We start from the raw sequence: 23,114 nt of genomic DNA, 5'->3' as shown, positions 1-23,114 counted from the left end.
CTACTCCGACGCCAATGCATGAACCGGGTCCAGCTTGGCGGCCTTGTGGGCCGGCAGGTACCCGAAAAACAATCCGGTGGCGAAAGCACAGCTGAAGGCCAGCACCACCGGCACCCAGGTGACCGCCACCGGCGTATCGAACGACGCCACCGCCTGGGTCGCGGTCAACCCTAGCCCCACCCCGATCAAACCACCGATGGACGATACCAGCCACGCTTCGGTCAGAAACTGCTGCAGGATATGCCAGCTTCGGGCGCCGGTTGCCATGCGGATGCCAATCTCCCGGGTACGCTCGGTAACACTGACCAGCATGATGTTCATCACCCCGATGCCACCCACCAACAGGGAAATGGCCGCGATGGAACCCAGCAGCCAGGTGAGCGTGTTCTGGGTCTCGGACACTGCCTCAATCAGCGACGCCATGTTGAAGATCTGGAAGTCCTCGGTGCCATGGCGGGCCAACAGCAACTGGTGCACGCTGTCCTGGACCTGGTCCATACGACCAGTGTCAGACACCGCCACCGTCACGTTACGCAGGTGCTGCTGACCGAAGATACGCAGATTGCCGGTGGTGTACGGTACCAGCACCACATCGTCCTGGTCGTGCCCCATCGGGGATGCGCCCCGCTCCGTCATCACCCCGATCACCTGAAACAGCACATTGTTCACCATCAGGTAACGCCCCAGGGGGTCCTGATCCGGAAACAGGGCCTTGGCGACCGACTGCCCAAGCACCGCCACCGCGGCGTAGCGGTCCTCATCCGCCTCGGTGAAAAAGCTGCCCCGGGCCACCTGCCACTGCCGGGCCTGCACAAACTGGTGCGAGGTGGCGTTGATCTCGGCCTGATGATCGAGATTGCCGTACCGCATCACCTGGGTACCCGTTACTTCAGGTACTGCAGCAAGAATCCCTGGTAATTCGTTGATTGCTTTGAAATCGCCAGGCACCAACGTGGTCACATTCCAGCGACCATGGCGTTGCTCCGGGCCACCGGGTCGCACCAGCAGCAGGTTGCTGCCCATGGCGCTGATGCGATCCACCACATCCTTCTTGGCCCCCTCCCCGATCGCCAGCATGGTGATCACCGAGGCAACCCCGATGACAATGCCCAGCAGCGTCAGCGCGGTGCGGAAGACATTGGAACGCAGAGAACGCAAGGCGCTGCGGAACGCCTCCTGCCAGTCCACCAGCATGGACGTCCGCCGATTGGCGAGCGGTTTGGCGCCGGCTGCGGAAGACGTGGGTAATGGTTCATCGAGGCCAGAGTCGCCGGTGATCTCGCCATCGGCAATGGTGATCTGGCGATGGGCAACCGCTGCTACGTCGGGATCATGGGTAATCAGGATCACCGTGTGGCCCCGCTCCGACAGCGATGCCAGTAACCGCATCACATCCCGCCCGCTGGCACTGTCCAGGGCACCGGTGGGCTCGTCCGCGAGGATGATCTGGCCACCGTTCATCAAAGCCCGGGCAATCGACACCCGTTGTTGTTGCCCGCCGGACAACTGTGACGGCGTATTGGCCAAGCGCTCCGCCAGCCCCAGTTCCTCAAGCAGGTGAACCGCCCGGGCCCGACGCTGATCCGGCGCCACACCAGCGTATATGGCCGGCACTTCCACGTTGCCCACCGCACTCACACCGGGCAACAGATGATAGCTCTGGAACACGAAGCCAAAGGCTTCCCGGCGCAGATGGGCAAGCTCGTCCCGATCCATGGCGGACACATCCCGGCCATCGAAGGTGTAAGTGCCGCTGTCTGCCACATCCAGGCATCCCAGGATGTTCATCAGGGTGGATTTTCCCGAACCGGAAGGCCCCATGATGGCGACGAACTCACCAGGGTGAATGGTCAGGTCAATGCCCTTGAGCACCGGCACCGCCAGTTCGCCTTCGCCAAAGGTGCGGGTGATGCCCTCCAGCCGGATCAATGGTACTGGCGCAGTCACCGCAAGACTCCCCGGAACCTGGGCCGATCCCCATCTGCTCCAGCCTGGCCCGGTGTTTTCAGCAGCACCTCGTCGCCCGCTGCCAGGCCCTGGCGAACCTCAGTGTGGACCCGGTTGCTGATGCCGACTTCGACCTTGCGAGGCTCACTGCCCGCTGCGGTCGCGAGCTGCACTTCGCCGTTGTGGATCGCCGTCGCCGGAACCCGCACCACATCCAGCGCCTCTTTCACCACAAAGAACACTTTCGCCGTCATCTGCGGCAACAGCCGGCCTTCGCTGTTGGGAACACGAAACAGCGCGTTGTAGAGCACGACGTTGTTGGTGACCTCTGGCGTTGGCTCAACATAGTCCAGAGTGCCTTCGATCCGGTCGTCCGGATTGCCCAGGGTGGTGAAATACACCGCCATGCCAGGCATAAGCCGGCCAATGTCCGCCTCAGACACCTGGGCCCGCACCCGCATGGTCTGAAGATCGGCGATGCGCATCAACACTGGCGCCTGCTGGACCGCGTTCAGTGCCTGCCCCTGGCGGGCGGAGATGGACACCACTGTGCCATCCATGGGCGCGTAGATACGGGCATAGTCAAGGTTGGCCTCCTCCGCCCGCAAGGTGGAGGATGTCTGCTCGATCTGCGCTTCCAACATGGCCACCTGAGCTCGCGCCGACGCTAGGCCCGCCTCGGCACTCTGCAGGGCTTCCTCGGTAGTGGCATCCTCCGCCATCAGATTGCCCTGGCGACGGTACTGTATCTGCGCCAGCTTCAGGCTGGCTTTGCGGTCCTCCAGCTGGGCCTGCTGATTCCTCAGTTGGGCGCGGGTGGCATCCACCCGTGCGGTGTAGATGGTTGGGTCGATCTCCGCCAGTAACTCCCCTTCTTTTACCCGCTCCCCGACCCGCACATGGATCACATCCAGCTGGCCAGACACCTGCGCGCCGACATCCACGTAGGTGTTGGGTTCCAGCACGCCGGTGGCGCTGACCAGCACCTGGACATCGCCACGATCCGCCTTCGCCGTGGGTAAGGAGTGTTTGGACTCGCCGTCATCGGCCAACAACCAGCCGGCAACCGACGCAATGGCCAGAGCCGCTATCAGAATCAACAACAGGGGTAAACGCCGCCGACGACCGGGGCGGACTGTGGTGGGGGACATGCGGTGACTGCTACCTCCGGTAAAACTATGGACGCCACAACCCGACGGCCAGAAGCCAGACAGGTCGCAGTGGACAGGACTACAAACTAAATGAAAGCGGTTCTCAGGAACAGTCTAGGCGCGCGGCTTTGCAAAAGATTTACCCTTCGCACACCGGACGGGACGTTTGTCGGCAACCGTGTGCCGACTGGTTGAAAGTAACAAGTAAATGAATAAAATGATACGCATTATCATTCATGGTGAAGTATGTCGACGTCTCACACCCTCTCACACGATGCCATCGGTGAACTCTATCTCGGCCACCACGGCTACCTTCTGAACTGGCTACGTCACAAGCTCGGCTGCCGTCAGCAGGCGGCAGACCTTGCCCAGGACACCTTCATCAAACTGCTGAACCATCGCCAGCGGCACGACAAGCCACTGGACATCCGCGAACCCCGGGCCTACCTCACCACGGTGGCTGGCCGCCTGGTAAAGGACCATTATCGGCGCCAGAGCCTGGAAACCGCCTACCAGGAGGCTCTCGCCGCGCTGCCAGAACGACATTACCCCTCTGCCGAAACCCAGCACCTGATTCGCGAGGCCCTGTACGAACTGGATACCATCCTTGATCGGCTGAAGCCCAAAGTCCGCCAGGCATTCCTGCTGTCCCAGCTCGACGGGCTGACCTACGCCGCCATTGCCGAACAACTGGACGTCAACCTGCGTACGGTCAAGCGCTATATGGCAACGGCGTTCGAGGAATGCATCATGGTGATGGCATGATCGATCGGGATGTCGCCCGGGAGGCGGCGCAGTGGCTCAGCTTGCTGTGCAGCGGTGAAGCCACCGCGCAGGACGAAGCAGACTGTCTGCGTTGGCGCCAGGCCGACCCCAGGCATGAGCAGGCCTGGAGCAAGGCCGAGGCGGTCCGCCAGAAACTCGGACTGATGCCCAAACCGGTAGCGCATGCCACACTGGGACGACCACGCCTGCAACGGCGGGATGCTCTCAAGGCGCTCGCCGTGATGGCCGCGGCCGGCGGACTCGGTTACCAGGTGACAGAGCGGGAGTGGTGGCGCCACCTGGAGCCGGGCTACCTCACCGCAGGCCACGGTGAACAACGGCAACTGCGCCTGCCCAACGGTATTCAGGTTCATCTGAACACCAACACCCGGGCGGTGGTTGAGGAGCATGGCACCTCCCCGAAGTTGCGGCTGCTGGCCGGGGAACTTGTGGTTGAAACCGCAGTCGGCAGCGACGAACCAGATTTTCTTATCGCCACTCCTCAGGGGAGCATTCGGCCACAGAGCGCCTGTCGTTTACACGTTCGTGCCGTGGACAGCCAATACTGTCGCCTCAACATTCTGACCGGGACCGCCACACTGGCACCAGGCCAATCCAGCTCGGTGATCAGCGCCGATCCGGGTGTTCGATACGACTACAACGCCAACGGTTTGCTCCAACAGGCGCCAGTCCAGCCCTACGCCGACGCCTGGACCCGTGGGGTGCTGGTAGCCGATAACCTGAGGCTGGACGAGTTCGTGGCGGAGCTGCAACGCTACCGGCGAGGCTATGTGCGATTAGCCCCCGGCATTGCCCACCTGCGGATCTCCGGCGCTTTCCAGCTGGCCCGGCTCGATCACACCCTGACCGCCCTGCCCCAGACGTTGCCGGTGCAGGTGCGCCAGTTGACTGGACTGCTGACGTTTATTGAGGCCGTTTGAGCACAGTCTGTCCGCCGCTAGCGCTATTTACTCCTGAGCTTGCAAGCCACTGGCGGGCAGGCGGTTGTCGCCCCAACTGCGGTGAATCCGGTCGATCACTGCCTGTAGCTGTTCGGCGGGCACATTGGCCAGCACGCCCCGCTCCAGCGGGTCGTAGTGGAAGATGTACAGCCTGGAGGCGAACTCCTCAAAGGTCAGTGACGCCTCGCCGAAACGTTCGCCCTTGCCTGAGGTGCTGACCAGGATGCCATCGCCCCAGTTCTGGCCACTGTCATTGTTGGGATTGAAGAAGTACACACGCATCTGCTCCTCGGGGTCGAGGGCCACCCGCACAATGGTGATGGCATGCCAACCAATGAAACGGGCTGCGCTGTCGGTGACGGCGATCCCTGCCGGCTGGGGATGGATCACCGGCTGGTTGCCGTTGTAGAACGGGTGGTAGCAGGCATAGAAGTGGCTGAGAAACCCTTCCAGATCCTGCAGCAGGCCGGTGGCAACATCGACGTTGATGCGGAACCCGCGACCGGCCCACCAGCCGTGGAATTCCGGGTTGATCCAGCGGTGGGGATCGCCCTCGCGATCGGCACAGCGGCGTCCCATCTCGGCGTAGATCCGGTCCAGGTGCGGCACCACCACCAGGGACACCGGATCAAGATCCAGCGACATCTCCGTCGCCACGCCGGACTGACTCTCCCGCGAAGAAATGGCCTGTCCCTCAAAGTGCATCACAATCTCGTCATCCCGGGCAGCCCACACCACCATCTGCAACAGATAATCGGGATCGTTGTAAGCCCACATCGACAGGGCCCGGGCCGACTGACAGGTGGGGTTGTTGCCCTGGCCGACGCCCAACGGCAGCCCCAGCATACACAACACACCTTCCATCAACCGGACCTCCGGCGACGGACTGTTACCAAACACCAGGCTCAGCCGCTGCCGACAATAGTCAGAAATCGGCAGCGCAATCTGCCGCCACAGCGCGGGCGCCACCGGAGGCTGATACAGAATGCCCCGTTCCAGCATCAGCGCCAGGCCGTAGATCCCCTGCCCGGTTTCCGGATAGATACCGAACTCGATCATCGCCCGCACCAGCTGGTCGTAACACAACAGGCATTCGCGACCGGTACTGGACAACCCCAGGGCCTCGGCAATCAGGTAATCGCTCTGATCCAGCAGGAAACGGAGCAGCGTGGCGTGGTACGGCGATACCAGCCCGGTATCGTGCATGGAACGGGCGAACCCGGTCGCCTCGGACTGCAGGGCCGCCGAATCCATTGCCTCCAGCCGTTCCTGGTAAACCGCCAGCCCCGGGTCCTCGCGGCAGGCTGACGACGGGGCAAACAAAGCGCTGATCAGGCGATCAGCGCCATGTCCGCTGGCCCCCAGGTTGATCGTCGGATCTGCGCGACAGACCGCGATCTGGGTCACCATGCGTTTGACGCCGTCAACCTGAATAGGGCGCTGCTGCAGGATGCGCCAGATTTCGTCGATCAATCGGTCAATGATGTGCTCATAGCCAACCCGCTCAGCCAGGTACCGGACCAGCGCCCGGCTGGCCAGGGCCATCCGCCCCTGCTGGGTGCGTTCAGCCTCGGTGGGCGGGCTGAACAGCATGTCCAGATTGACTGCCAGCACCTGGGTCAGGAAATGGTGGGCCTGCTCCGACGACACCGACACGTGGCTGTAATCCCCCATCGCCACCGCCAGCAAACGCAGGTCGCTCAGGGCTTCGATTACCACCGTGTCGCTGTTGGCACTCTTGAGAGAAGAGGCGCTGAGGGCAGGAATGAGGATCTGGGGGTAAGCCCAGTCGGTCCCGGCGAACACGCCGGCCTGCTCCAGCTGCGGCGCATACTGCTCCAGAACCGCACAGCCGCCATCGTTCAGCAGCAGCCGGCGACCAAGGTCGAGCAACCGCTGGAGCTTGGCGGCGCGGGTGAACGAAGGCGCCTCCGCCAAGCTCTGGACGGCATCCAGCAGCTGGCTGGAGAGCTTGGCCAACTTGGCATCGTTACTGCCATCACCGGTATCAATGGTACTCATTGGACTCCTTGCACAGGGGCTGGTGTGATCGATCCTCAGCGCCAGCAGTGGCGGCCGAACTCACGGCCACCGCCATTATACATAGAAATCCAGGTCCTCCTGGTGCTTGAGCAGGTCCCGCAGGGTGTGGGGCTCGTCACCGAAGAAGTACACCAGCCCCCAATGGGTACCGAACGCCGTACGCTTGGTGACGGTTTCCTCAAGTGGCGGTGTAAGCTCATGGGACTCGAAGTAGTCGTGGTCCTCGGTCTCTTCCGGTATTTCCAGCCGGCTCACCACCCGTCGCCGCGGGTAAACCCCGAAACACCCGGCATAGCCCTTGGCATCCACCACCTCGCGGGGAAAGAACGCGGTAATCTCCTCCTCCGTGGTCTTTGGATCAAAGGCCAGGATCAGACCCTGGTAGGCATTGAAGCCATACGCCCGCTCCAGCAACTCAAACACCTTGAAGCCGGGCGGACGGTACGCCACCTCGCCAAAGTACATTTCGCCATCGCTGGTGACGAAATACTCCGGGTGGACGAAACCGAATTCGATATCAAAGGTCTTGATCAGTTTTTCGATCTGGGTACGGATCTGGTCGCGGTATTTCTCCAGCTCAGGTGATGCCGGCACAAACACCGAATACCCCAGGGTGACGTATTCGGAAATATTCAGGAAGCGGATCTTGCCGTGGTGAATCCAGGCTTCGACCGCAAACTCCCACCCATCCAGATGGGACTCCATCAACACCGGGAACTCTTCATCGGGAATGGCATCCACCTCATCCGGTGAGCGGATCACCCGATGGCCGAGACAGCCAGCCTTGTCGAAGGCCTTGAGATGGATGGGATCATTGGGATCGCCATCGAGTTTCAACAGGGTCTGGTTAACCCGTTTGAGGAAGCGTATCACGTCCTCTTTGTCATGGGCTTCCTCGAAAATGCCAACACGAATGCCACCCAACTGGGCCCGACGTTTCATCAGCGCCTTGTCCCGCAACAGCATCGCCTGCCCCAGCAATCGTGGGTTGTTCAGCAATACGGAGTTGATCGCACCGGCCCATTCCACCGTTTCCTCGAACAGTGGAATCGCCACATTCACCCCCATCTCCTTGAGGGTCTGGGCAATCTCCATGGAACGGTCATTGATGCGTTCGAAATTCCAGGGCACGTAGGGAATGTCGTGCTCCTTGCAGTAGTCTTCCGCCCATTCGGGCGCCACCACCACGTAACGGCGATCAAAACGGTCCGCCGCCTCCACCGCGTTCAACGACCATCCCAACAGGGCAACGTACCCCTTACTCGGATCACGCGGCCGCTGCTGCCGACTGCCCCCCTGCGAATCTGGTGTTGCCTGGTACTGAGCCATTACGCAAAACCTCCTTTTCGACTGTGGTTAACACCACCCTACAGGCTTAGTCAGCGTTTGGATAATTCGCAACCAGATTCTGGTCAGTCCGTTGTGGAGCGCAATACCAAGGAACATGCGGGTTGCAGGGAGCACGCAGCGATGCTTATATTTTATAGAAATAAGAGAACTTTTAAGGAGCCTCTGACAAGCCCCGCCCAATCAAAAGCTTTCAAGGCAGGGGTTACCACCGTAATCCCAAACCGGCAAGACGGCCTGCAACGTGCCACGTTCGTGGAATTTCAGACCAACCCAACCAGCCCAGGTACACCCTGATTTCTCATAGATATTCACTTCAGTGTGCCTGCCGAAAATCGAGACTACCTCCTCCTTACCGAGATGCCCAGCCAACTCCGGCAACGCCGCCATCAGTTGCTTGCGTGTTTCATCCAGTTCATGGATCTGTTGGTCACGATAAGACGACGTCACACCCTGATCCACGACAATAGCAAGCCAGAACAGGTTGCTCCCAATCAAGGACACTGACAAAAAAGCGATTATCCATTTCACCTGAATGCTCCGTCTCATATCGTGAGGTCCAAACCGGGCAAGCGACAGCCCTTCTTGGCCTGCTCCCCACGGCCAGTGGTTACCCGATACTGCCAGATACAAAAAAGCCCATGAAAACATGGGCTCAGACTGCTGACAAACCCCGGTTTTCCGGGGTTTGTTGCATTTGGTCGTTCTGTTTTCAGCCGACGGTCGCTTGAGTCAGCCTTCCTCGTCGATACTTCCTATCAACCAGTTTTTAAGCCCATGCCAGGATAGACGCCTGTAAGACCAGTGCTGCAAGCGATTTCAGCCCCAAAATACGCGCCAGGAGCTGCGCGATCTTCTTCATATTCTGGGCAGTCGCAGCCAACAGACATTGCTCGCGGACCTTTGACAGCCCTCGCAATCGAGCATAGCGATGGCCATGCAACTGCTTGGCATCCGCGAACGAGCGCTCCACCGTCTCTTGCCGTCGTTTGTATAGCGCCTTGCCCCAAGGCGTTAACCGGTTTTGGTCGACTCGTTCTTTGCTGTCCTGCCAAACGTGGCGGGTGAGCACCTTGACGTGGTTAGCGCTGCGCGTGCACTGACCAAGTAGCGGGCAGTCTTTGCAGTGAACCGGGTTGGACTTGTACTCCCGGTAGCCCTGCCGGTTGGTGGTGGCGTAGATCAGCAACTGTCCCTCGGGGCAGCGATAGGTATTGGTTTCCGGGTCATAGGTGAAGGCGCGCTTGGGGAGATAGCCCTTGGGCTTGTTGGGGCGTCGGTAGCCCATCACGCCATAGATGCCCCGGTCTTCCAGGCCCTTGCAGAGACCCGCCGTGTAGTACCCCGCATCCAACCCCACACCCCAGACGTCAAAACCGAAGCGTTCTCGCTGGCGGTCCAACCGATCGAGGTAAGGCCGGCTGTCATGGAGATTGGCCGGGGTCGCGTAACTGTCTGTGATGATGGCATGACGCCCATCCACCGTCCGGTGGTCCAGATAGAAGAAGCCCTTGGGTTTCCCTTCCCGCACCATGTAACCGCTGTCCGAGTCGGTACGACTCACCTTGGTGTCCTTCATTTTGGGCGGCTGCTCGGACAGCTTCGTTTTCAGCGGCTGCTTGCCATGAGCCTTGCGGTCGCTCTCGATCGCCTGCTCCAGACTCTCCAGGTAATCCACCACCTTCACTTCCGCCTGTGCCAGGTCGTACTTGTTCTTGTTGGCGTTGGCCTTGAGGTGGGTGCTGTCGGTGTAGAGCACTTCGCCACCAACCAGGCCGTACCTCATGGCCTGAAGCACGATCTCATCGAAGATCTCCTGATAGATGTGGCTGTCATGAAAGCGACGACGGCGGTTCTGGCTCAGCGTGGAGGCATCTGGCACCTTGTCGGTCAGGTTGAAACGCAGGAACCAGCGGTAGGCCACATTGACCTGAATCTCCCGCACCAGCTGCCGCTCACTGCGGATACCGAACAGGTAGCCCAGAAACAGCATCTTGAACAACACCACCGGATCAAGGGCCGGGCGGCCGTTGTTCGCGCAATACAGGTGCCGTACACGCTCACGAATGAACTCGAAATCAATGGCGTGATCGATTAAGCGAAGCAGATGGGTTTCAGGAACCAGGGACTCGAGACAGACCATCTCGAGTTCGTGTTGTTGTGGGGAGGGCTCTTTGAGCATGGGGCAGCCTCTGGAAAGTCGCTGACCCCAATTACAACAAACCCCCGCTACCATGGCGAGGGTTTGTCAGCAGTCTGAGCCCATGAAAACATGGGCTTTTTCTATTTAGCGATTATTGCCGGCTACTGCCTAACGTGTGATCATTCCCACTCAATCGTTGCCGGTGGCTTGGATGACACATCGTAGGTCACCCGGGACACACCGCTAATCTCGTTGATGATGCGGTTGGATACGGTCTCCAGCAGGTCGTAAGGCAGATGCGCCCAGCGAGCGGTCATGAAGTCGATGGTTTCCACCGCGCGCAGCGCCACCACGTACTCGTAGCGACGGGCGTCGCCGACCACACCGACCGACTTCACCGGCAGGAACACAGCAAACGCCTGGCTGGTTTTGTGGTAGTAGTCCGCGCGATGCAGCTCCTCGATGAAGATGGCATCGGCGCGACGCAGGATATCCGCGTACTCCTTGTGCACCTCACCGAGGATACGTACACCCAGACCCGGTCCCGGGAACGGGTGACGGTAGACCATGTCGTACGGCAGGCCCAGCTCCAGGCCGATCTTGCGAACTTCGTCCTTGAACAGTTCCCGCAGCGGCTCAACCAGCTTCATCTTCATGGTTTCCGGCAGCCCGCCCACGTTGTGGTGGGATTTGATCACATGCGCCTTGCCGGTCTTGGAGGCGGCGGACTCGATCACGTCCGGGTAGATGGTGCCCTGGGCAAGCCAGTTCACATCGGTGATCTTGGCGGCTTCGTCATCGAACACGTCGATGAAGGTGTTGCCGATAACCTTGCGCTTCTGTTCGGGGTCAGACACGCCCTTGAGCTTGCCCAGGAACAGGTCCTCAGCGTCCACCTTGATGACTTTCACACCCATGTTGCGGGCGAACATGTCCATCACCTGCTCGCCTTCGTTCAGGCGCAACAGACCATTGTCGACAAACACACAGGTCAGCTGGTCGCCAATCGCCTTGTGCAGCAGCGCCGCGGTGACCGACGAGTCCACACCGCCGGACAGTGCCAGCAACACCTTGTCATCACCCACCTGCTGCTTGATCTGCGCAACGGCATCATCAACGATCTTGGCCGGAGTCCACAGAGCTTCACACTGACAGATGTTCAGTGCGAAATGCTCCAGAATGCGTTTGCCCTGCAGGGTGTGAGTCACTTCCGGGTGGAACTGGACACCGTACAGGTTGCGGCTGAGATCCTGCATCGCGGCAATCGGTGCGCTCTCGGTGGACGCCAGCAGCTCAAAGCCTTCAGGCATGGTGACGACCTTGTCGCCATGACTCATCCACACGTCCAGCAGGGCGTCACCGGTTGCCGTCAGGTGGTCTTTGATGTCTTTCAGCAGCGGCCCTTCGGCACGCACCTTGACCTGGGCATAGCCGAACTCGCGCTTGTCGGAGCTGGCCACTTTGCCACCGAGTTGCTCGGCCATGGTCTGCATGCCGTAGCAGATGCCCAGTACTGGAATACCACGCTCAAACAGGCCTTCCGGCGCACGCGGGCCTCCCAGCTCCGTGACCGATTCCGGACCACCCGCCAGAATGATTCCCTTGGGATTGAACTCATTGAGCTCGTCACCGGAAATGTCGAACGGACGGATTTCACAGTACACACCGATTTCCCGAACGCGGCGGGCAATCAACTGGGTGTACTGGGAGCCAAAATCAAGAATCAGGATACGGTGGTCATGAATGTTCTGGGCCATGGGTTCCTCAATGCAAGTAAAGTCAACGACCGGTTAAACGAAAACGGCCGACCCACTGGGCCGGCCCTAGGCGGTCGCGATCAGCCAACGCGATAGTTGGGTGCTTCCTTGGTAATGGTCACGTCGTGGACGTGGCTTTCCCGCATCCCGGCGTTGGTAATACGAACGAACTGCGGCTTGGTGCGCATCTCATCCATGTCGGCGCTGCCGGTATAGCCCATGGAGGCCCGCAGACCGCCCATCAGCTGATGAACGATGTTGCGCATCGGTCCCTTACAGGCAACCCGGCCTTCAATGCCTTCCGGCACCAGCTTCTCGACGCCTTCGCTGGCATCCTGGAAGTAACGGTCACTGGAGCCCTGTCCCATGGCACCGATGGAGCCCATACCGCGGTAGGCCTTGTAGCTTCGGCCCTGGAACAGCTCCACTTCACCCGGCGCCTCATCGGTACCGGCCAGCAGGCTGCCAACCATGACACAGTGCGCGCCGGCGGCGATGGCCTTGGCCAGGTCACCGGAGAACCGTACACCGCCATCAGCAATCAGCGGTACACCGCGATCCTTCAGCGCTTCAGCAACATTGGATACTGCGGTGACCTGGGGCACACCAATGCCCGCCACGATGCGGGTGGTGCAGATGGAGCCAGGACCGATGCCAACCTTGACGGCGTCAGCGCCGGCGTCAGCAAGGGCAATTGCCGCTTCGGCAGTGGCGATGTTGCCACCGATAACCTGAACCTGGGGATAGGTCTGCTTGACCCAACGCACCCGATCAATAACGCCCTTGGAATGACCATGGGCAGTATCGACAACGATCACATCAACACCGGCTTCCACCAGCGCAGAGATCCGGGCTTCGGTGTCGCCACCGGTACCGACGGCGGCACCGACGCGGAGACGGCCCTGCTCATCTTTGGCTGCCAGCGGGTAGTCCTTGGCCTTCTGGATATCCTTGACGGTGATCAGACCGCGGAGTTCGAAGCTGTCGTTCACCACCAACACTTTCTCAATACGGTGACGGTGAAGCAGTTCTTTCACTTCCTCAAGATCGCCGCCTTCCTGAACAGTGACCAGTTTTTCCTTCGGCGTCATGATGTCAGACACCGGCGTGTCGAGACGGCTCTCGAAGCGGATATCGCGACCGGTGACGATCCCCACCAGGTCACGACCATCCACCACCGGCAGCCCGGAGATGTTGTTGGCGGTGGTAATGTCCAGCAGTTCACGAACGGTGGTGCTGGGCGACACGGTAATCGGGTCTTTCACCACGCCGCTCTCAAATTTCTTGACCTTGCGAACCGCTGCTGCCTGTTGCTCAACAGACATGTTCTTGTGCATGATGCCGATGCCGCCTTCCTGAGCCATGGCGATCGCCAGTTCGGCCTCGGTTACGGTATCCATCGCGGCAGACAACAGGGGGATGTTGAGGGAAATGTCCTTGGTCAGCCGGGTTTTCAGGCTGACATCCTTGGGCAAAACTTCGGAGTGTCCGGGAACAAGCAGGACATCATCAAACGTGAGGGCTTCTTCGGCAATTCGCAGCATTGGGACCCGCCTTTTGAACGTGCTAAGTTGAGGATTTACTGCCGCCTACAGGGTGGATTCACCCGCAGTGTTGCAAAGCAAAATCCTTAATCGATCTATTATAAAGCCGCTCCTGAGGACAGTAAACCGTCCTTCTTTGAAGTCTTGATTGCATCTTTTTGAATTTCGGTTAGTTTTAGCCACCTGTATTTTCGGCATTCACGTATAAGGCCCGTCATGGACACCCCACCGCTCACCACCCGCCCACGGGCGCTGACCGTCAGCGAACTGAATCATCAGGTCCGCCACCTGCTGGAAACCAGCTTTATGCAGGCCTGGATCGAAGGCGAGCTATCGAGCCTGTCGCGCCCCTCCTCGGGTCACTGGTACTTTACTTTGAAAGACAGTCGCTGCCAGGTGCGCTGCGCCATGTTCCGCGGCTTCAACCAGCGACTGCGGCAGATTCCGCTGGAAGGCGACCAGGTGCGCCTTCGCGGCAAGGTCAGCCTGTATGAGAACCGCGGCGACTTCCAGATCATTGTCGAACACATGGAGCCGGCCGGCCAGGGCTCACTGCAGCAGGCTTTTGAAGCCCTCAAGGCAAAGCTCAGCCAGGAAGGCCTCTTCGACGCCGACCGCAAACGTCCGATTCCGTTTCCGCCCCGCCACATAGGCGTGGTGACCTCGCCCACCGGTGCTGCCATTCATGACATCCTGACGGTACTGGCCCGCCGGTGCCCGGCAATACCGGTGACGCTTTACCCCACCGCCGTCCAGGGTCAGGCCGCAACCGACGACATCGTCGCCGCCCTGAACGCCGCCCAGGCCCATAACCAGGCCGATGTCCTGATCGTCGGACGCGGCGGCGGCTCGCTGGAAGATCTCTGGTGCTTCAACGAGGAGCGGGTTGCCCGTGCCCTGGCCAACTGCCGGATTCCAACGGTGAGTGCGGTCGGCCACGAAGTCGACGTCACCATCGCCGATTTTGTCGCCGACCTGAGAGCACCGACGCCATCTGCCGCCGCCGAGAAGGTGTCACCCGACCAGCAGCAGTGGCTGATGCGACTCGACGAGCACCAGCAACGCCTGCAACACGCAGCCCGTCGCACCATCCAGCGTCAAAGGCAGCAACTGGCCCACCTCGCAGCGCGGTTGCGAGACCCTCGGCGGGAACTGCAAGACAAGGCCCAGCGACTGGACGAACTCGAACTGCGCTTTCAGAGCGCCATCCGCCAACGGGCAGAACGGGACCAGATACGACTGCAGAACCTGGGGCAACGCCTGAAGGGGCGCTCGCCACTGCAACAGGTCAGCCAGAAGCATCGCGACGTCGACCAACTGAACCAGCGATTGCGACAGGCCTTTGGACAGCGCCTGGACCACGCCCGGGATCGACTCGGACACCTTGGCCAGACTCTGCATGTGGTCAGCCCACTGGCCACGCTGGGCCGGGGCTACGCTATCGTCCAGGACCCGCAGGAGCGGATCGTTCGCAATCCCGGAGATCTCAGCCCCGGTGATCAGATCCGCGCCCGCCTTGCCCAGGGCTCGGTATCAGCCGTGGTCACCGCAACCCACGCCCCGGAAGCGTCGGAGTAGCCCGGCGACCTCCCCTGACGCACCCCTGACAACCGGTTCCGGGCCCGCCCCGGCACCGGCTTAGCCTATGGTCTAGTAGTTCTCGCCAGGAAACTGCCTACAGTCTGGTAATGAGCCTCTGAAGACAGTCAGGCACATCAATACCCATCATCACGACGCGGGAGTCGCATCTGTAGCGACCGCCGACACTGTCCAGACGCTCCAACACAGCCAACAACAAATACAACAGCTTGGGGATAGAGGTGGACGAATGACCTATCGTTCAGAGTTTGATCGCTCCATTCGCCAGAGAGAGGACTTCTGGCGGGAGCAGGCCAGCCAAATCGACTGGATCAAGAGCCCGGAGATCATCTGGGAAGACCGGGGACAGGGCCACGGCCAATGGTTTCCCGATGGCCAGCTCAACAGCTCCGATCTGGCGCTGGATGCAAATATTCGTGCCGGCCGCGGCGATCAGGTCGCACTGATCTACGATTCTCCGGTCACCGATACCCGGGCAACCTTTACCTACACCGAACTCCGAGACCGGGTGGCGCTGTTTGCAGGCGCGTTGATCAACCAGGGAATTGGCAGGGGTGACCGGGTCATCGTGTACATGCCGATGGTACCGGAAGCCGCCATTGCCATGCTGGCCTGCGCCAGAATCGGCGCCATCCACTCAGTCGTCTTTGGTGGGTTTGCCGCCAATGAACTCGCCGTCCGTATTGATGACGCCACACCCAAGGCCATTGTTACCGCCTCCTGTGGCATTGAGGTCAACCGGGTCATTGAATACAAGCCGCTGGTCGACAACGCCATCCGCCAAGCCCGGCACAAGCCGGAATGCTGCATTGTGCTGCAACGCCCGCAAGCCACCGCCAGCCTCGAAGCCGGCCGCGACCTGGACTGGCAAGCCGCAGAAGCCGGCGCCACGCCGGCAGACCCCGTTGCCATGGGCTCCGGTGATCCGCTCTATATCCTTTACACCTCGGGCACCACCGGCAAACCGAAAGGCGTGGTACGGGAAAATGGCGGCCACGCGGTCGCCATGCGCTACAGCATGTCACTGGTGTACGACGCCAAACCCGGTGACGTCTACTGGGCCGCATCGGATGTCGGCTGGGTGGTCGGCCACAGCTACATCGTTTATGCGCCCCTGTTCGCTGGCTGCACCACCGTGCTCTACGAGGGCAAGCCGGTGAAAACCCCCGATGCCGGCGCCTTCTGGCGGGTGTGCCAGGAGCATAAGGTCAACCTGCTGTTCACCGCACCCACCGCCTTCAGAGCCGTCCGCAAGGAGGACCCGGAAGCCGACCAGCTCAACCGCTACGACATCAGCTCACTGAAGCGGATCTTCCTGGCGGGGGAACGGCTCGATCCACCCACCTATGAATGGCTGCGGGAACATACCCGGCTGCCGGTACTGGATCACTGGTGGCAAACCGAGACCGGCTGGGCGATCTGCTGCAACCCGGCCGGCATCGAGATGGCCGCCACCAAACCCGGCTCCGCGACCTTCCCCTCCCCCGGCTACGATGTTCAGATCGTCGACACCGAGGGCCGACCACAGCCTGCTGGCACACAGGGCCAGGTTGCCATCAAACTTCCCCTGCCCCCGGGTTGCCTGTCCACGGTGTGGGGAGATGATGACCGATTCCGCCGTACCTATCTGGAGCCACTGCCGGGCTTCTACACCTCCGGAGATGGCGGCTACATCGATGAAGAAGGCTATGTGTTCATCATGGGCCGCACCGACGACGTCATCAACGTGGCCGGTCACCGCCTCTCGACTGGCGAGATGGAAGAGATCATTGCCTCGCACCCGGCGGTCGCCGAATGTTGCGTGGTAGGCGCCCGTGACGAACTCAAGGGGCAGATTCCGATCGGCCTGGTGCTGGTCAAGGACGGCGCCACCATCGCCCACGAAGAACTGGAAGATGAGCTGGTGGAAATGGTGCGGGACCGGATCGGTGCCATCGCCTGTTTCAAACAGGCGATGGTCGTGGATCGCCTGCCCAAAACCCGCTCCGGCAAGATTCTGCGGCGAGTCATTCGTCAGATCGCCGACGGCGAAGAGTACTCGGTGCCCAGCACCATTGACGACCCGGCCATACTGGAGGAGATCAGCCACCAGTTCAGCCCCTGAGGTGGCTCACCGCCGGCCCCGCCCGCATTTAAGCGGGCGGGTGGCCGCTCGTGACAAAAGCGTTACAACACCTTGTTTTTTATCCTTAAAATTCCTGCCAGAAAGGACAAAAAAGGCGTTGACGCCCCTTGATCAAGGTCTATACTGAATTTGCTGTGAAAATGCAGCAGTCTGTGTGAATGCGCTTCAACGTCCCGCTTGTCAGCTATGCGTTGCTCCTTCCTCGGTACTCCTGGATTTCTCAGCAAAGGATATTCCGCAAGGGATATTGGATGGTCCCGTGAGGGCACAATTTCGGAAATACAGGAAAGATCGATGTCAGATACAAAAACTGGCCACGTCAAGTGGTTCAACGAGGCCAAGGGCTTCGGTTTCATCGCACAGGAAGGCGGTAGTGACGTATTTGTTCATTACAGTGCAATCAACTCATCCGGGTTCCGTACCCTGGCTGAAGGCCAGCAGGTGCAGTTCACCGTTACCCAGGGCCCGAAAGGTCCCCAGGCAGAGAACGTAACGGTCGTTTAACGATGAGCGCACTCTGCCCCATGCCCCTCACGGGTAATGGACAATAAAAAAGCCGGCTGATGCCGGCTTCAGACTGCTGACAAACCCTCGCCATGGTAGCGGGGGTTTGTTGTAATTGGGTCAGCGACTTTCCAGAGGCTGCCCCATGCTCAAAGAGCCCTCCCCACAACAACACGAACTCGAGATGGTCTGTCTCGAGTCCCTGGTTCCTGAAACCCATCTGCTTCGCTCAATCGATCACGCCATTGATTTCGAGTTCATTCGTGAGCGTGTACGGCACCTGTATTGCGCAAACAACGGCCGCCCGGCCCTTGATCCGGTGGTGTTGTTCAAGATGCTGTTTCTGGGCTACCTGTTCGGTATCCGCAGTGAGCGGCAGCTGGTGCGGGAGATTCAGGTCAATGTGGCCTACCGCTGGTTCCTGCGTTTCAACCTGACCGACAAGGTGCCAGATGCCTCCACGCTGAGCCAGAACCGCCGTCGTCGCTTTCATGACAGCCACATCTATCAGGAGATCTTCGATGAGATCGTGCTTCAGGCCATGAGGTACGGCCTGGTTGGTGGCGAAGTGCTCTACACCGACAGCACCCACCTCAAGGCCAACGCCAACAAGAACAAGTACGACCTGGCACAGGCGGAAGTGAAGGTGGTGGATTACCTGGAGAGTTTGGAGCAGGCGATCGAGAGCGACCGCAAGGCTCATGGCAAGCAGCCGCTGAAAACGAAGTTGTCCGAGCAGCCGCCCAAAATGAAGGACACCAAGGTGAGTCGTACCGACTCGGACAGCGGTTACATGGTGCGGGAAGGGAAACCCAAGGGCTTCTTCTATCTGGACCACCGGACGGTGGATGGGCGTCATGCCATCATCACAGACAGTTACGCGACCCCGGCCAATCTCCATGACAGCCGGCCTTACCTCGATCGGTTGGACCGCCAGCGAGAACGCTTCGGTTTTGACGTCTGGGGTGTGGGGTTGGATGCGGGGTACTACACGGCGGGTCTCTGCAAGGGCCTGGAAGACCGGGGCATCTATGGCGTGATGGGCTACCGACGCCCCAACAAGCCCAAGGGCTATCTCCCCAAGCGCGCCTTCACCTATGACCCGGAAACCAATACCTATCGCTGCCCCGAGGGACAGTTGCTGATCTACGCCACCACCAACCGGCAGGGCTACCGGGAGTACAAGTCCAACCCGGTTCACTGCAAAGACTGCCCGCTACTTGGTCAGTGCACGCGCAGCGCTAACCACGTCAAGGTGCTCACCCGCCATGTTTGGCAGGACAGCAAAGAACGAGTCGACCAAAACCGGTTAACGCCTTGGGGCAAGGCGCTATACAAACGACGGCAAGAGACGGTGGAGCGCTCGTTCGCGGATGCCAAGCAGTTGCATGGCCATCGCTATGCTCGATTGCGAGGGCTGTCAAAGGTCCGCGAGCAATGTCTGTTGGCTGCGACTGCCCAGAATATGAAGAAGATCGCGCAGCTCCTGGCGCGTATTTTGGGGCTGAAATCGCTTGCAGCACTGGTCTTACAGGCGTCTATCCTGGCATGGGCTTAAAAACTGGTTGATAGGAAGTATCGACGAGGAAGGCTGACTCAAGCGACCGTCGGTTGAAAACAGAACGACCAAATGCAACAAACCCCGGAAAACCGGGGTTTGTCAGCAGTCTGAAGCCGGCTGATGCCGGCTTTTTTATTGTCTGCAAAGGTGTCGGAGAAGGCCTTGTCTCAGGCTTCCACCGCCTCACCCTCCTGCCGCGCCGCTGCCTGGGCCAAAAGGCCGGAAACCGCCGACAGCAATGCCTGAATTGTCGCCGAGGTGGTGTCTTCTGCCAGCGCCGCTGCGCTGCGATGCTCACCATCCGCCAACACCCGGATACAGGCCATGGCGTTGGCACTGGTGCCTTCACTCAGCGCGAACTCGTCGTAGGCCTCCACGGCAATTTCAACGCCATAGTGCTGACGGATGGCGGCAGCCACGGCTTCCACAGCGCCCAGACCATGGCCCTGGAGCGTATCGCCCTGCCCCAGCTCAACACGGGCCTGAACGCCGTCATCTCCTCGATGCAGATCGTAGGACTGCAGGCGCCAGCGGTCCGCGACCTGCAGGTAGTGCTCGTTGAACAACCGGTGAATGGTGTCAGAATCGATTTCACCGCCGTTCACCTCGGCCTCCCGCTGCACCAGCTTGCTGAATTCAATCTGCAACCAGCGCGGCAGCGTGATGTCATAGTCCCGCTCAAGCACGTACGCCACACCACCCTTGCCGGATTGGCTGTTGATCCGCACCACTTCCTCATAACGCCGCCCCAGATCGCTGGGATCAATGGGCAGGTACGCCACATTCCAGGGATCACTGTCGCTGCGGCGGGCCAGACACTTGCGAATCGCGTCCTGATGACTGCCAGAGAAGGCCGTAAACACCAGCTCGCCGGCGTATGGGTGGCGGGGGTGAGTGGCAATCTCGGTGCAGGCCTCCACCACGTCGGTGATCTCCGACATACAGGACAGATCCACCTCAGGGTCAATCCCCTGGGAGTACAGGTTCATGGCCATGGTCACCAGGTCCATGTTGCCGGTACGCTCGCCATTGCCCATCAGGGTTCCCTCAACCCGGTCAGCGCCTGCCATCACCGCCAACTCCGCTGCCGCCACACCGCAGCCGCGGTCATTGTGGGTATGAACGCTGATGCTGATGTGCTCACGATAGCGCAGGTTGTCACACATCCATTCGATCTGGTCGGCGAAGACGTTGGGGGTCGCCATCTCAACGGTGGCCGGCAAATTGATGATGACCGGCTGGCCCTGATCCGGACGCCAGATATCGTTAACTGCATCGACAACTTCGACTGCGAAATCGAGCTCCGTGCCAGTGAAGCTCTCCGGGGAGTACTGGAAGGTCCACTCGGTGTCGGGATACCGCTCCGCACCCGCTTTCACCAGACGAGCACCGTTGACAGCAATATCACGGATGCCGTCCCGGTCCATGCCGAACACCTGCTCCCGTTGTACAGTGGAGGTGGAGTTGTAGACATGAACAATCGCCCGCTTGGCGCCCTCGAGGGCCTCGTAGGTACGCTCGATGAGTTCCGCCCTGGCCTGGGTCAGCACCTGAACCGTCACATCCTCCGGAATCCGCTCTTCCTCAATCAGCTTGCGGCAAAAATCGAAGTCTGGCTGGCTGGCCGCGGGAAAGCCGATTTCAATGTGCTTGAATCCGAGCTTGACCAGCAAATCAAACAGGCGCTGCTTCTGAGCCACCGACATGGGCTTGACCAGCGCCTGATTGCCGTCCCGCAGGTCAACCGCACACCATTGCGGCGATTTCTCAATAACCTGGTCCGGCCAGCGGCGGTCAGTCTTGCGAATAACCGGAAACGCTGAGTATTTGCGATGATCAAAAGCCATGACGATGATTCCTTGTATCAGTTATACGGTCGTTGGGCGCGGTCCCGGGTAAGCAGTCCGCACACCATGACGGATGGGGATCTCCCATGAGGAGAACCATGTTACGTCAATGCGGCAGGCAGATGCTTGCTATTTGGCAGCAGTTAGCCAAGGATGTAGCAACAATATTCCAGCCAATGGCATCTTGATAGAATAAAATTGCTCATGAATACAAAGAATCTGGTCAAGATTGACCGCACCGACCGCCGCATTCTCGAAGCCCTGCAGCAGAACGGCACCCTCAACAACCAGCAGCTGGCCGAACAGGTGGGACTGTCACCGTCGCCCTGCCTGCGACGGGTCAAGGCGCTGGAAGACGCCGGTATCATACTGCGGCGGGTGACGGTGCTGGATCACAAGAAGCTGGGGCTGACGCTGACCGCCATCATCCTGATCAGTATGGATCGCCACACCCCGGAACGCTTTGCGGCATTTGAAGAGAAGGTTATCGGGTACCCCGAGGTGCAGGAGTGTTATCTGATCACCGGCCAGGATGCCGACTACATGCTCAAGGTGGTGGTACCGGACATGGACCACTACCACCACTTTCTGCTGAATCAGATTACCCGGATTCAGGGTGTGAGCGGTGTCCACTCCAGCTTCGTATTGAGGCGGGTGCTGGACAGCACCGCCCTACCCCTGGGGTATCTGGGCACCACCTGAAAACCCCGGACAGCCCGGGGCTTCGGCGCTTCCGTCTCAGGCGGTCGCCAGTTCCTTGAGGTATGCCCTGGCCATCCGTTTGATCTCGGCAACCAGCTGAGTTGCCTCTGTTTCCGGCAAAGTGACTGCCAGTCGCAGCATGGAGCCCGTGGACCGGGGCAGCAACAGACTGGCATTCCAGCGGCGGGTATCCGAAAGATGGGGAAACACCTGCTTGAGCCGGGCATCAACATCGCGGGCGTTGTGGTAAAGCTCCTGGAAATCCAGCTCCCGCAGCTCCGGCATGGCCTCAACCCCACTCCAGATGGCGGCATAGCCAGGCTCATTGCGGTAGAAGTCGTAGTAGAAGTCCACCAGCACGTCGATGACTTCGTAGATGTCGGTGTCCGCCAGCCGCGCCCGCATCACGTCTTCCATCTTCTCGACGTGAGTTTCGGCAATCGCCTTTACGATCGCGGCCTTGTTGGGAAAGTAACGGTACAGCGACGCCAGGGACATGTCCGAACGACGGGCTATCGCCGACATGCTGGTGCTGTCGACCCCGACTTCGGTAAAAATTTCGGCGGCGTGTTTAAGAATACTGTTGACCCGCTCGCGGCTCCGGGCCTGAACGGGTTTGCGTCGGGGTGTTACATCAATATTGTCGTCGGTCATGCTCAACCTGTCAGTCACGTTTGGCGGGCAGTGCGTAACTGCCAGTCACGTGGGCCACCAGCTGCTCCTCGCTGTTTTCTTCGTCTCCTCCTCCTGAGAATAGTCGAACTTCGCAGAAAGCGAGACGTCGTCCCAAGCGAAGAACCACTGCTTCAGCCCTCAAGTCTCCGGGCGCGGGCTTTTGCAGGAAGTTAATGGACAGATTACTGGTCACTGCCATTTCCACCTTGCCCAACGAGGCCAAAACCGCCGCGTACATGGACGCATCCGCCAGGGCCATCTGGACAGGACCCGAGATAGTACCACCGGGCCGTACAAAACGATCTGTAAAGGTAATCCGGGTCCGCGCGAAATGATCTCTCACTTCATCGACCTTGAAACCAATGTCGTCCGCCATTGGCACACCTTCACGAATCAGGCACTCAACCTCGTTCGCAGACAATCCCATAGGCACTACTCCTGT

General features: G+C 60.0%; 18 protein-coding genes. 7 read left to right on the top strand and 11 right to left on the bottom strand.

Going from position 1 to position 23,114, the window contains the following annotated elements:
• Both J2887_RS09275 and J2887_RS09270 read right to left on the bottom strand, forming a co-directional pair.
• Positions 1 to 1,947 carry a MacB family efflux pump subunit gene (locus J2887_RS09275; RefSeq protein WP_227175713.1) on the bottom strand — a complete coding sequence of 649 codons (1,947 nt, stop codon included), beginning with the start codon at positions 1,945 to 1,947 and terminating at the stop codon, positions 1 to 3.
• Positions 1,944 to 3,098, bottom strand: coding sequence for an efflux RND transporter periplasmic adaptor subunit (locus tag J2887_RS09270; RefSeq protein ID WP_227175712.1), 1,155 nt, complete (start codon positions 3,096 to 3,098; stop codon positions 1,944 to 1,946). Before J2887_RS09270 ends, J2887_RS09275 begins: the two co-directional genes overlap by 4 nt.
• 246 nt (positions 3,099 to 3,344) lie before the next feature.
• On the opposite strand from J2887_RS09270, the gene J2887_RS09265 reads away from it, so the two are divergent.
• Both J2887_RS09265 and J2887_RS09260 read left to right on the top strand, forming a co-directional pair.
• Positions 3,345 to 3,863 carry a sigma-70 family RNA polymerase sigma factor gene (locus J2887_RS09265; RefSeq protein ID WP_227175711.1) on the top strand — a complete coding sequence of 173 codons (519 nt, stop codon included), beginning with the start codon at positions 3,345 to 3,347 and terminating at the stop codon, positions 3,861 to 3,863.
• The gene (locus tag J2887_RS09260) at positions 3,860 to 4,804 is read left to right on the top strand and encodes a DUF4880 domain-containing protein (RefSeq protein ID WP_227175710.1); all 945 of its coding nucleotides are present in this window, start codon (positions 3,860 to 3,862) and stop codon (positions 4,802 to 4,804) included. Before J2887_RS09265 ends, J2887_RS09260 begins: the two co-directional genes overlap by 4 nt.
• A 27-nt stretch (positions 4,805 to 4,831) precedes the next feature.
• Here the strand turns inward: J2887_RS09260 and J2887_RS09255 are convergent, their stop codons facing one another.
• The 6 genes from J2887_RS09255 to guaB all read right to left on the bottom strand — a co-directional run bounded on the left by J2887_RS09255 (position 4,832) and on the right by guaB (position 13,659).
• Positions 4,832 to 6,847: a hypothetical protein gene (locus J2887_RS09255; protein WP_227175709.1), complete on the bottom strand. Its 2,016-nt coding sequence runs from the start codon at positions 6,845 to 6,847 to the stop codon at positions 4,832 to 4,834.
• 75 nt (positions 6,848 to 6,922) lie between these two features.
• Complete coding sequence (locus J2887_RS09250) at positions 6,923 to 8,197, bottom strand: ATP-grasp domain-containing protein (RefSeq protein WP_227175708.1); 1,275 nt, start codon at positions 8,195 to 8,197, stop codon at positions 6,923 to 6,925.
• 201 nt (positions 8,198 to 8,398) lie between these two features.
• Positions 8,399 to 8,866: a hypothetical protein gene (locus tag J2887_RS09245; protein WP_227175707.1), complete on the bottom strand. Its 468-nt coding sequence runs from the start codon at positions 8,864 to 8,866 to the stop codon at positions 8,399 to 8,401.
• Between the two features lie 118 nt (positions 8,867 to 8,984).
• Entirely contained in the window at positions 8,985 to 10,397 is a 1,413-nt protein-coding gene (locus J2887_RS09240) for an IS1182 family transposase (protein WP_227175706.1), read from the bottom strand.
• A gap of 140 nt (positions 10,398 to 10,537) precedes the next feature.
• Positions 10,538 to 12,115 (bottom strand): glutamine-hydrolyzing GMP synthase, encoded by a 1,578-nt coding sequence (gene guaA, locus J2887_RS09235; RefSeq protein ID WP_227175705.1) that lies wholly within the window; start codon positions 12,113 to 12,115, stop codon positions 10,538 to 10,540.
• An 80-nt stretch (positions 12,116 to 12,195) separates the two neighbouring features.
• Entirely contained in the window at positions 12,196 to 13,659 is a 1,464-nt protein-coding gene (gene guaB, locus J2887_RS09230; protein WP_227175704.1) for an IMP dehydrogenase, read from the bottom strand.
• Positions 13,660 to 13,875: 216 nt separating this feature from the next.
• Here guaB and xseA point away from each other — a divergent pair, with 216 nt between their 5' ends.
• The 4 genes from xseA to J2887_RS09210 all read left to right on the top strand — a co-directional run bounded on the left by xseA (position 13,876) and on the right by J2887_RS09210 (position 19,445).
• Positions 13,876 to 15,237, top strand: a complete 1,362-nt coding sequence (gene xseA / locus J2887_RS09225) for an exodeoxyribonuclease VII large subunit (RefSeq protein WP_227175703.1) — start codon at positions 13,876 to 13,878, stop codon at positions 15,235 to 15,237.
• Between the two features lie 250 nt (positions 15,238 to 15,487).
• Positions 15,488 to 17,362, top strand: coding sequence for a propionyl-CoA synthetase (locus J2887_RS09220; protein WP_227175702.1), 1,875 nt, complete (start codon positions 15,488 to 15,490; stop codon positions 17,360 to 17,362).
• A 315-nt stretch (positions 17,363 to 17,677) separates the two neighbouring features.
• Positions 17,678 to 17,887 (top strand): cold-shock protein, encoded by a 210-nt coding sequence (locus tag J2887_RS09215; protein WP_227175701.1) that lies wholly within the window; start codon positions 17,678 to 17,680, stop codon positions 17,885 to 17,887.
• Positions 17,888 to 18,032: 145 nt separating this feature from the next.
• The gene (locus J2887_RS09210) at positions 18,033 to 19,445 is read left to right on the top strand and encodes an IS1182 family transposase (RefSeq protein WP_227172197.1); all 1,413 of its coding nucleotides are present in this window, start codon (positions 18,033 to 18,035) and stop codon (positions 19,443 to 19,445) included.
• 170 nt (positions 19,446 to 19,615) lie between these two features.
• Here J2887_RS09210 and J2887_RS09205 read toward each other — a convergent pair whose 3' ends face one another.
• Positions 19,616 to 21,295 carry a 2-isopropylmalate synthase gene (locus tag J2887_RS09205; protein WP_227175700.1) on the bottom strand — a complete coding sequence of 560 codons (1,680 nt, stop codon included), beginning with the start codon at positions 21,293 to 21,295 and terminating at the stop codon, positions 19,616 to 19,618.
• Positions 21,296 to 21,499: 204 nt separating this feature from the next.
• On the opposite strand from J2887_RS09205, the gene J2887_RS09200 reads away from it, so the two are divergent.
• Positions 21,500 to 21,997 carry an Lrp/AsnC family transcriptional regulator gene (locus tag J2887_RS09200; RefSeq protein ID WP_227175699.1) on the top strand — a complete coding sequence of 166 codons (498 nt, stop codon included), beginning with the start codon at positions 21,500 to 21,502 and terminating at the stop codon, positions 21,995 to 21,997.
• 36 nt (positions 21,998 to 22,033) lie between these two features.
• On the opposite strand, the gene J2887_RS09195 is transcribed toward J2887_RS09200, so the two are convergent.
• Both J2887_RS09195 and J2887_RS09190 read right to left on the bottom strand, forming a co-directional pair.
• The gene (locus tag J2887_RS09195; RefSeq protein WP_227175698.1) at positions 22,034 to 22,651 is read right to left on the bottom strand and encodes a TetR/AcrR family transcriptional regulator; all 618 of its coding nucleotides are present in this window, start codon (positions 22,649 to 22,651) and stop codon (positions 22,034 to 22,036) included.
• A 10-nt stretch (positions 22,652 to 22,661) separates the two neighbouring features.
• Positions 22,662 to 23,093, bottom strand: coding sequence for a PaaI family thioesterase (locus J2887_RS09190; RefSeq protein ID WP_228752869.1), 432 nt, complete (start codon positions 23,091 to 23,093; stop codon positions 22,662 to 22,664).
• Positions 23,094 to 23,114: the final 21 nt, after the last annotated feature.

Origin of the sequence: Marinobacter sp. CA1 (assembly GCF_020546665.1) — a bacterium.
GTDB lineage: Bacteria > Pseudomonadota > Gammaproteobacteria > Pseudomonadales > Oleiphilaceae > Marinobacter > Marinobacter xestospongiae.
Note: the sequence above shows the minus strand (reverse complement) of the source record. Positions and strands in the feature narration are given on the sequence as shown.

Excerpts from the sequence above, each read along its gene's own strand:
- J2887_RS09270 (WP_227175712.1), bottom strand. The coding sequence starts at position 3,098 with ATGTCCCCCACCACAGTCCGCCCCGGTCGTCGGCGGCGTTTACCCCTG.
- J2887_RS09265 (WP_227175711.1), top strand. The coding sequence starts at position 3,345 with ATGTCGACGTCTCACACCCTCTCACACGATGCCATCGGTGAACTCTAT.
- J2887_RS09260 (WP_227175710.1), top strand. The coding sequence starts at position 3,860 with ATGATCGATCGGGATGTCGCCCGGGAGGCGGCGCAGTGGCTCAGCTTG.
- J2887_RS09255 (WP_227175709.1), bottom strand. The coding sequence starts at position 6,847 with ATGAGTACCATTGATACCGGTGATGGCAGTAACGATGCCAAGTTGGCC.
- J2887_RS09250 (WP_227175708.1), bottom strand. The coding sequence starts at position 8,197 with ATGGCTCAGTACCAGGCAACACCAGATTCGCAGGGGGGCAGTCGGCAG.
- J2887_RS09245 (WP_227175707.1), bottom strand. The coding sequence starts at position 8,866 with ATGTTTTCATGGGCTTTTTTGTATCTGGCAGTATCGGGTAACCACTGG.
- J2887_RS09240 (WP_227175706.1), bottom strand. The coding sequence starts at position 10,397 with ATGCTCAAAGAGCCCTCCCCACAACAACACGAACTCGAGATGGTCTGT.
- guaA (WP_227175705.1), bottom strand. The coding sequence starts at position 12,115 with ATGGCCCAGAACATTCATGACCACCGTATCCTGATTCTTGATTTTGGC.
- guaB (WP_227175704.1), bottom strand. The coding sequence starts at position 13,659 with ATGCTGCGAATTGCCGAAGAAGCCCTCACGTTTGATGATGTCCTGCTT.
- xseA (WP_227175703.1), top strand. The coding sequence starts at position 13,876 with ATGGACACCCCACCGCTCACCACCCGCCCACGGGCGCTGACCGTCAGC.
- J2887_RS09220 (WP_227175702.1), top strand. The coding sequence starts at position 15,488 with ATGACCTATCGTTCAGAGTTTGATCGCTCCATTCGCCAGAGAGAGGAC.
- J2887_RS09215 (WP_227175701.1), top strand. The coding sequence starts at position 17,678 with ATGTCAGATACAAAAACTGGCCACGTCAAGTGGTTCAACGAGGCCAAG.
- J2887_RS09210 (WP_227172197.1), top strand. The coding sequence starts at position 18,033 with ATGCTCAAAGAGCCCTCCCCACAACAACACGAACTCGAGATGGTCTGT.
- J2887_RS09205 (WP_227175700.1), bottom strand. The coding sequence starts at position 21,295 with ATGGCTTTTGATCATCGCAAATACTCAGCGTTTCCGGTTATTCGCAAG.
- J2887_RS09200 (WP_227175699.1), top strand. The coding sequence starts at position 21,500 with ATGAATACAAAGAATCTGGTCAAGATTGACCGCACCGACCGCCGCATT.
- J2887_RS09195 (WP_227175698.1), bottom strand. The coding sequence starts at position 22,651 with ATGACCGACGACAATATTGATGTAACACCCCGACGCAAACCCGTTCAG.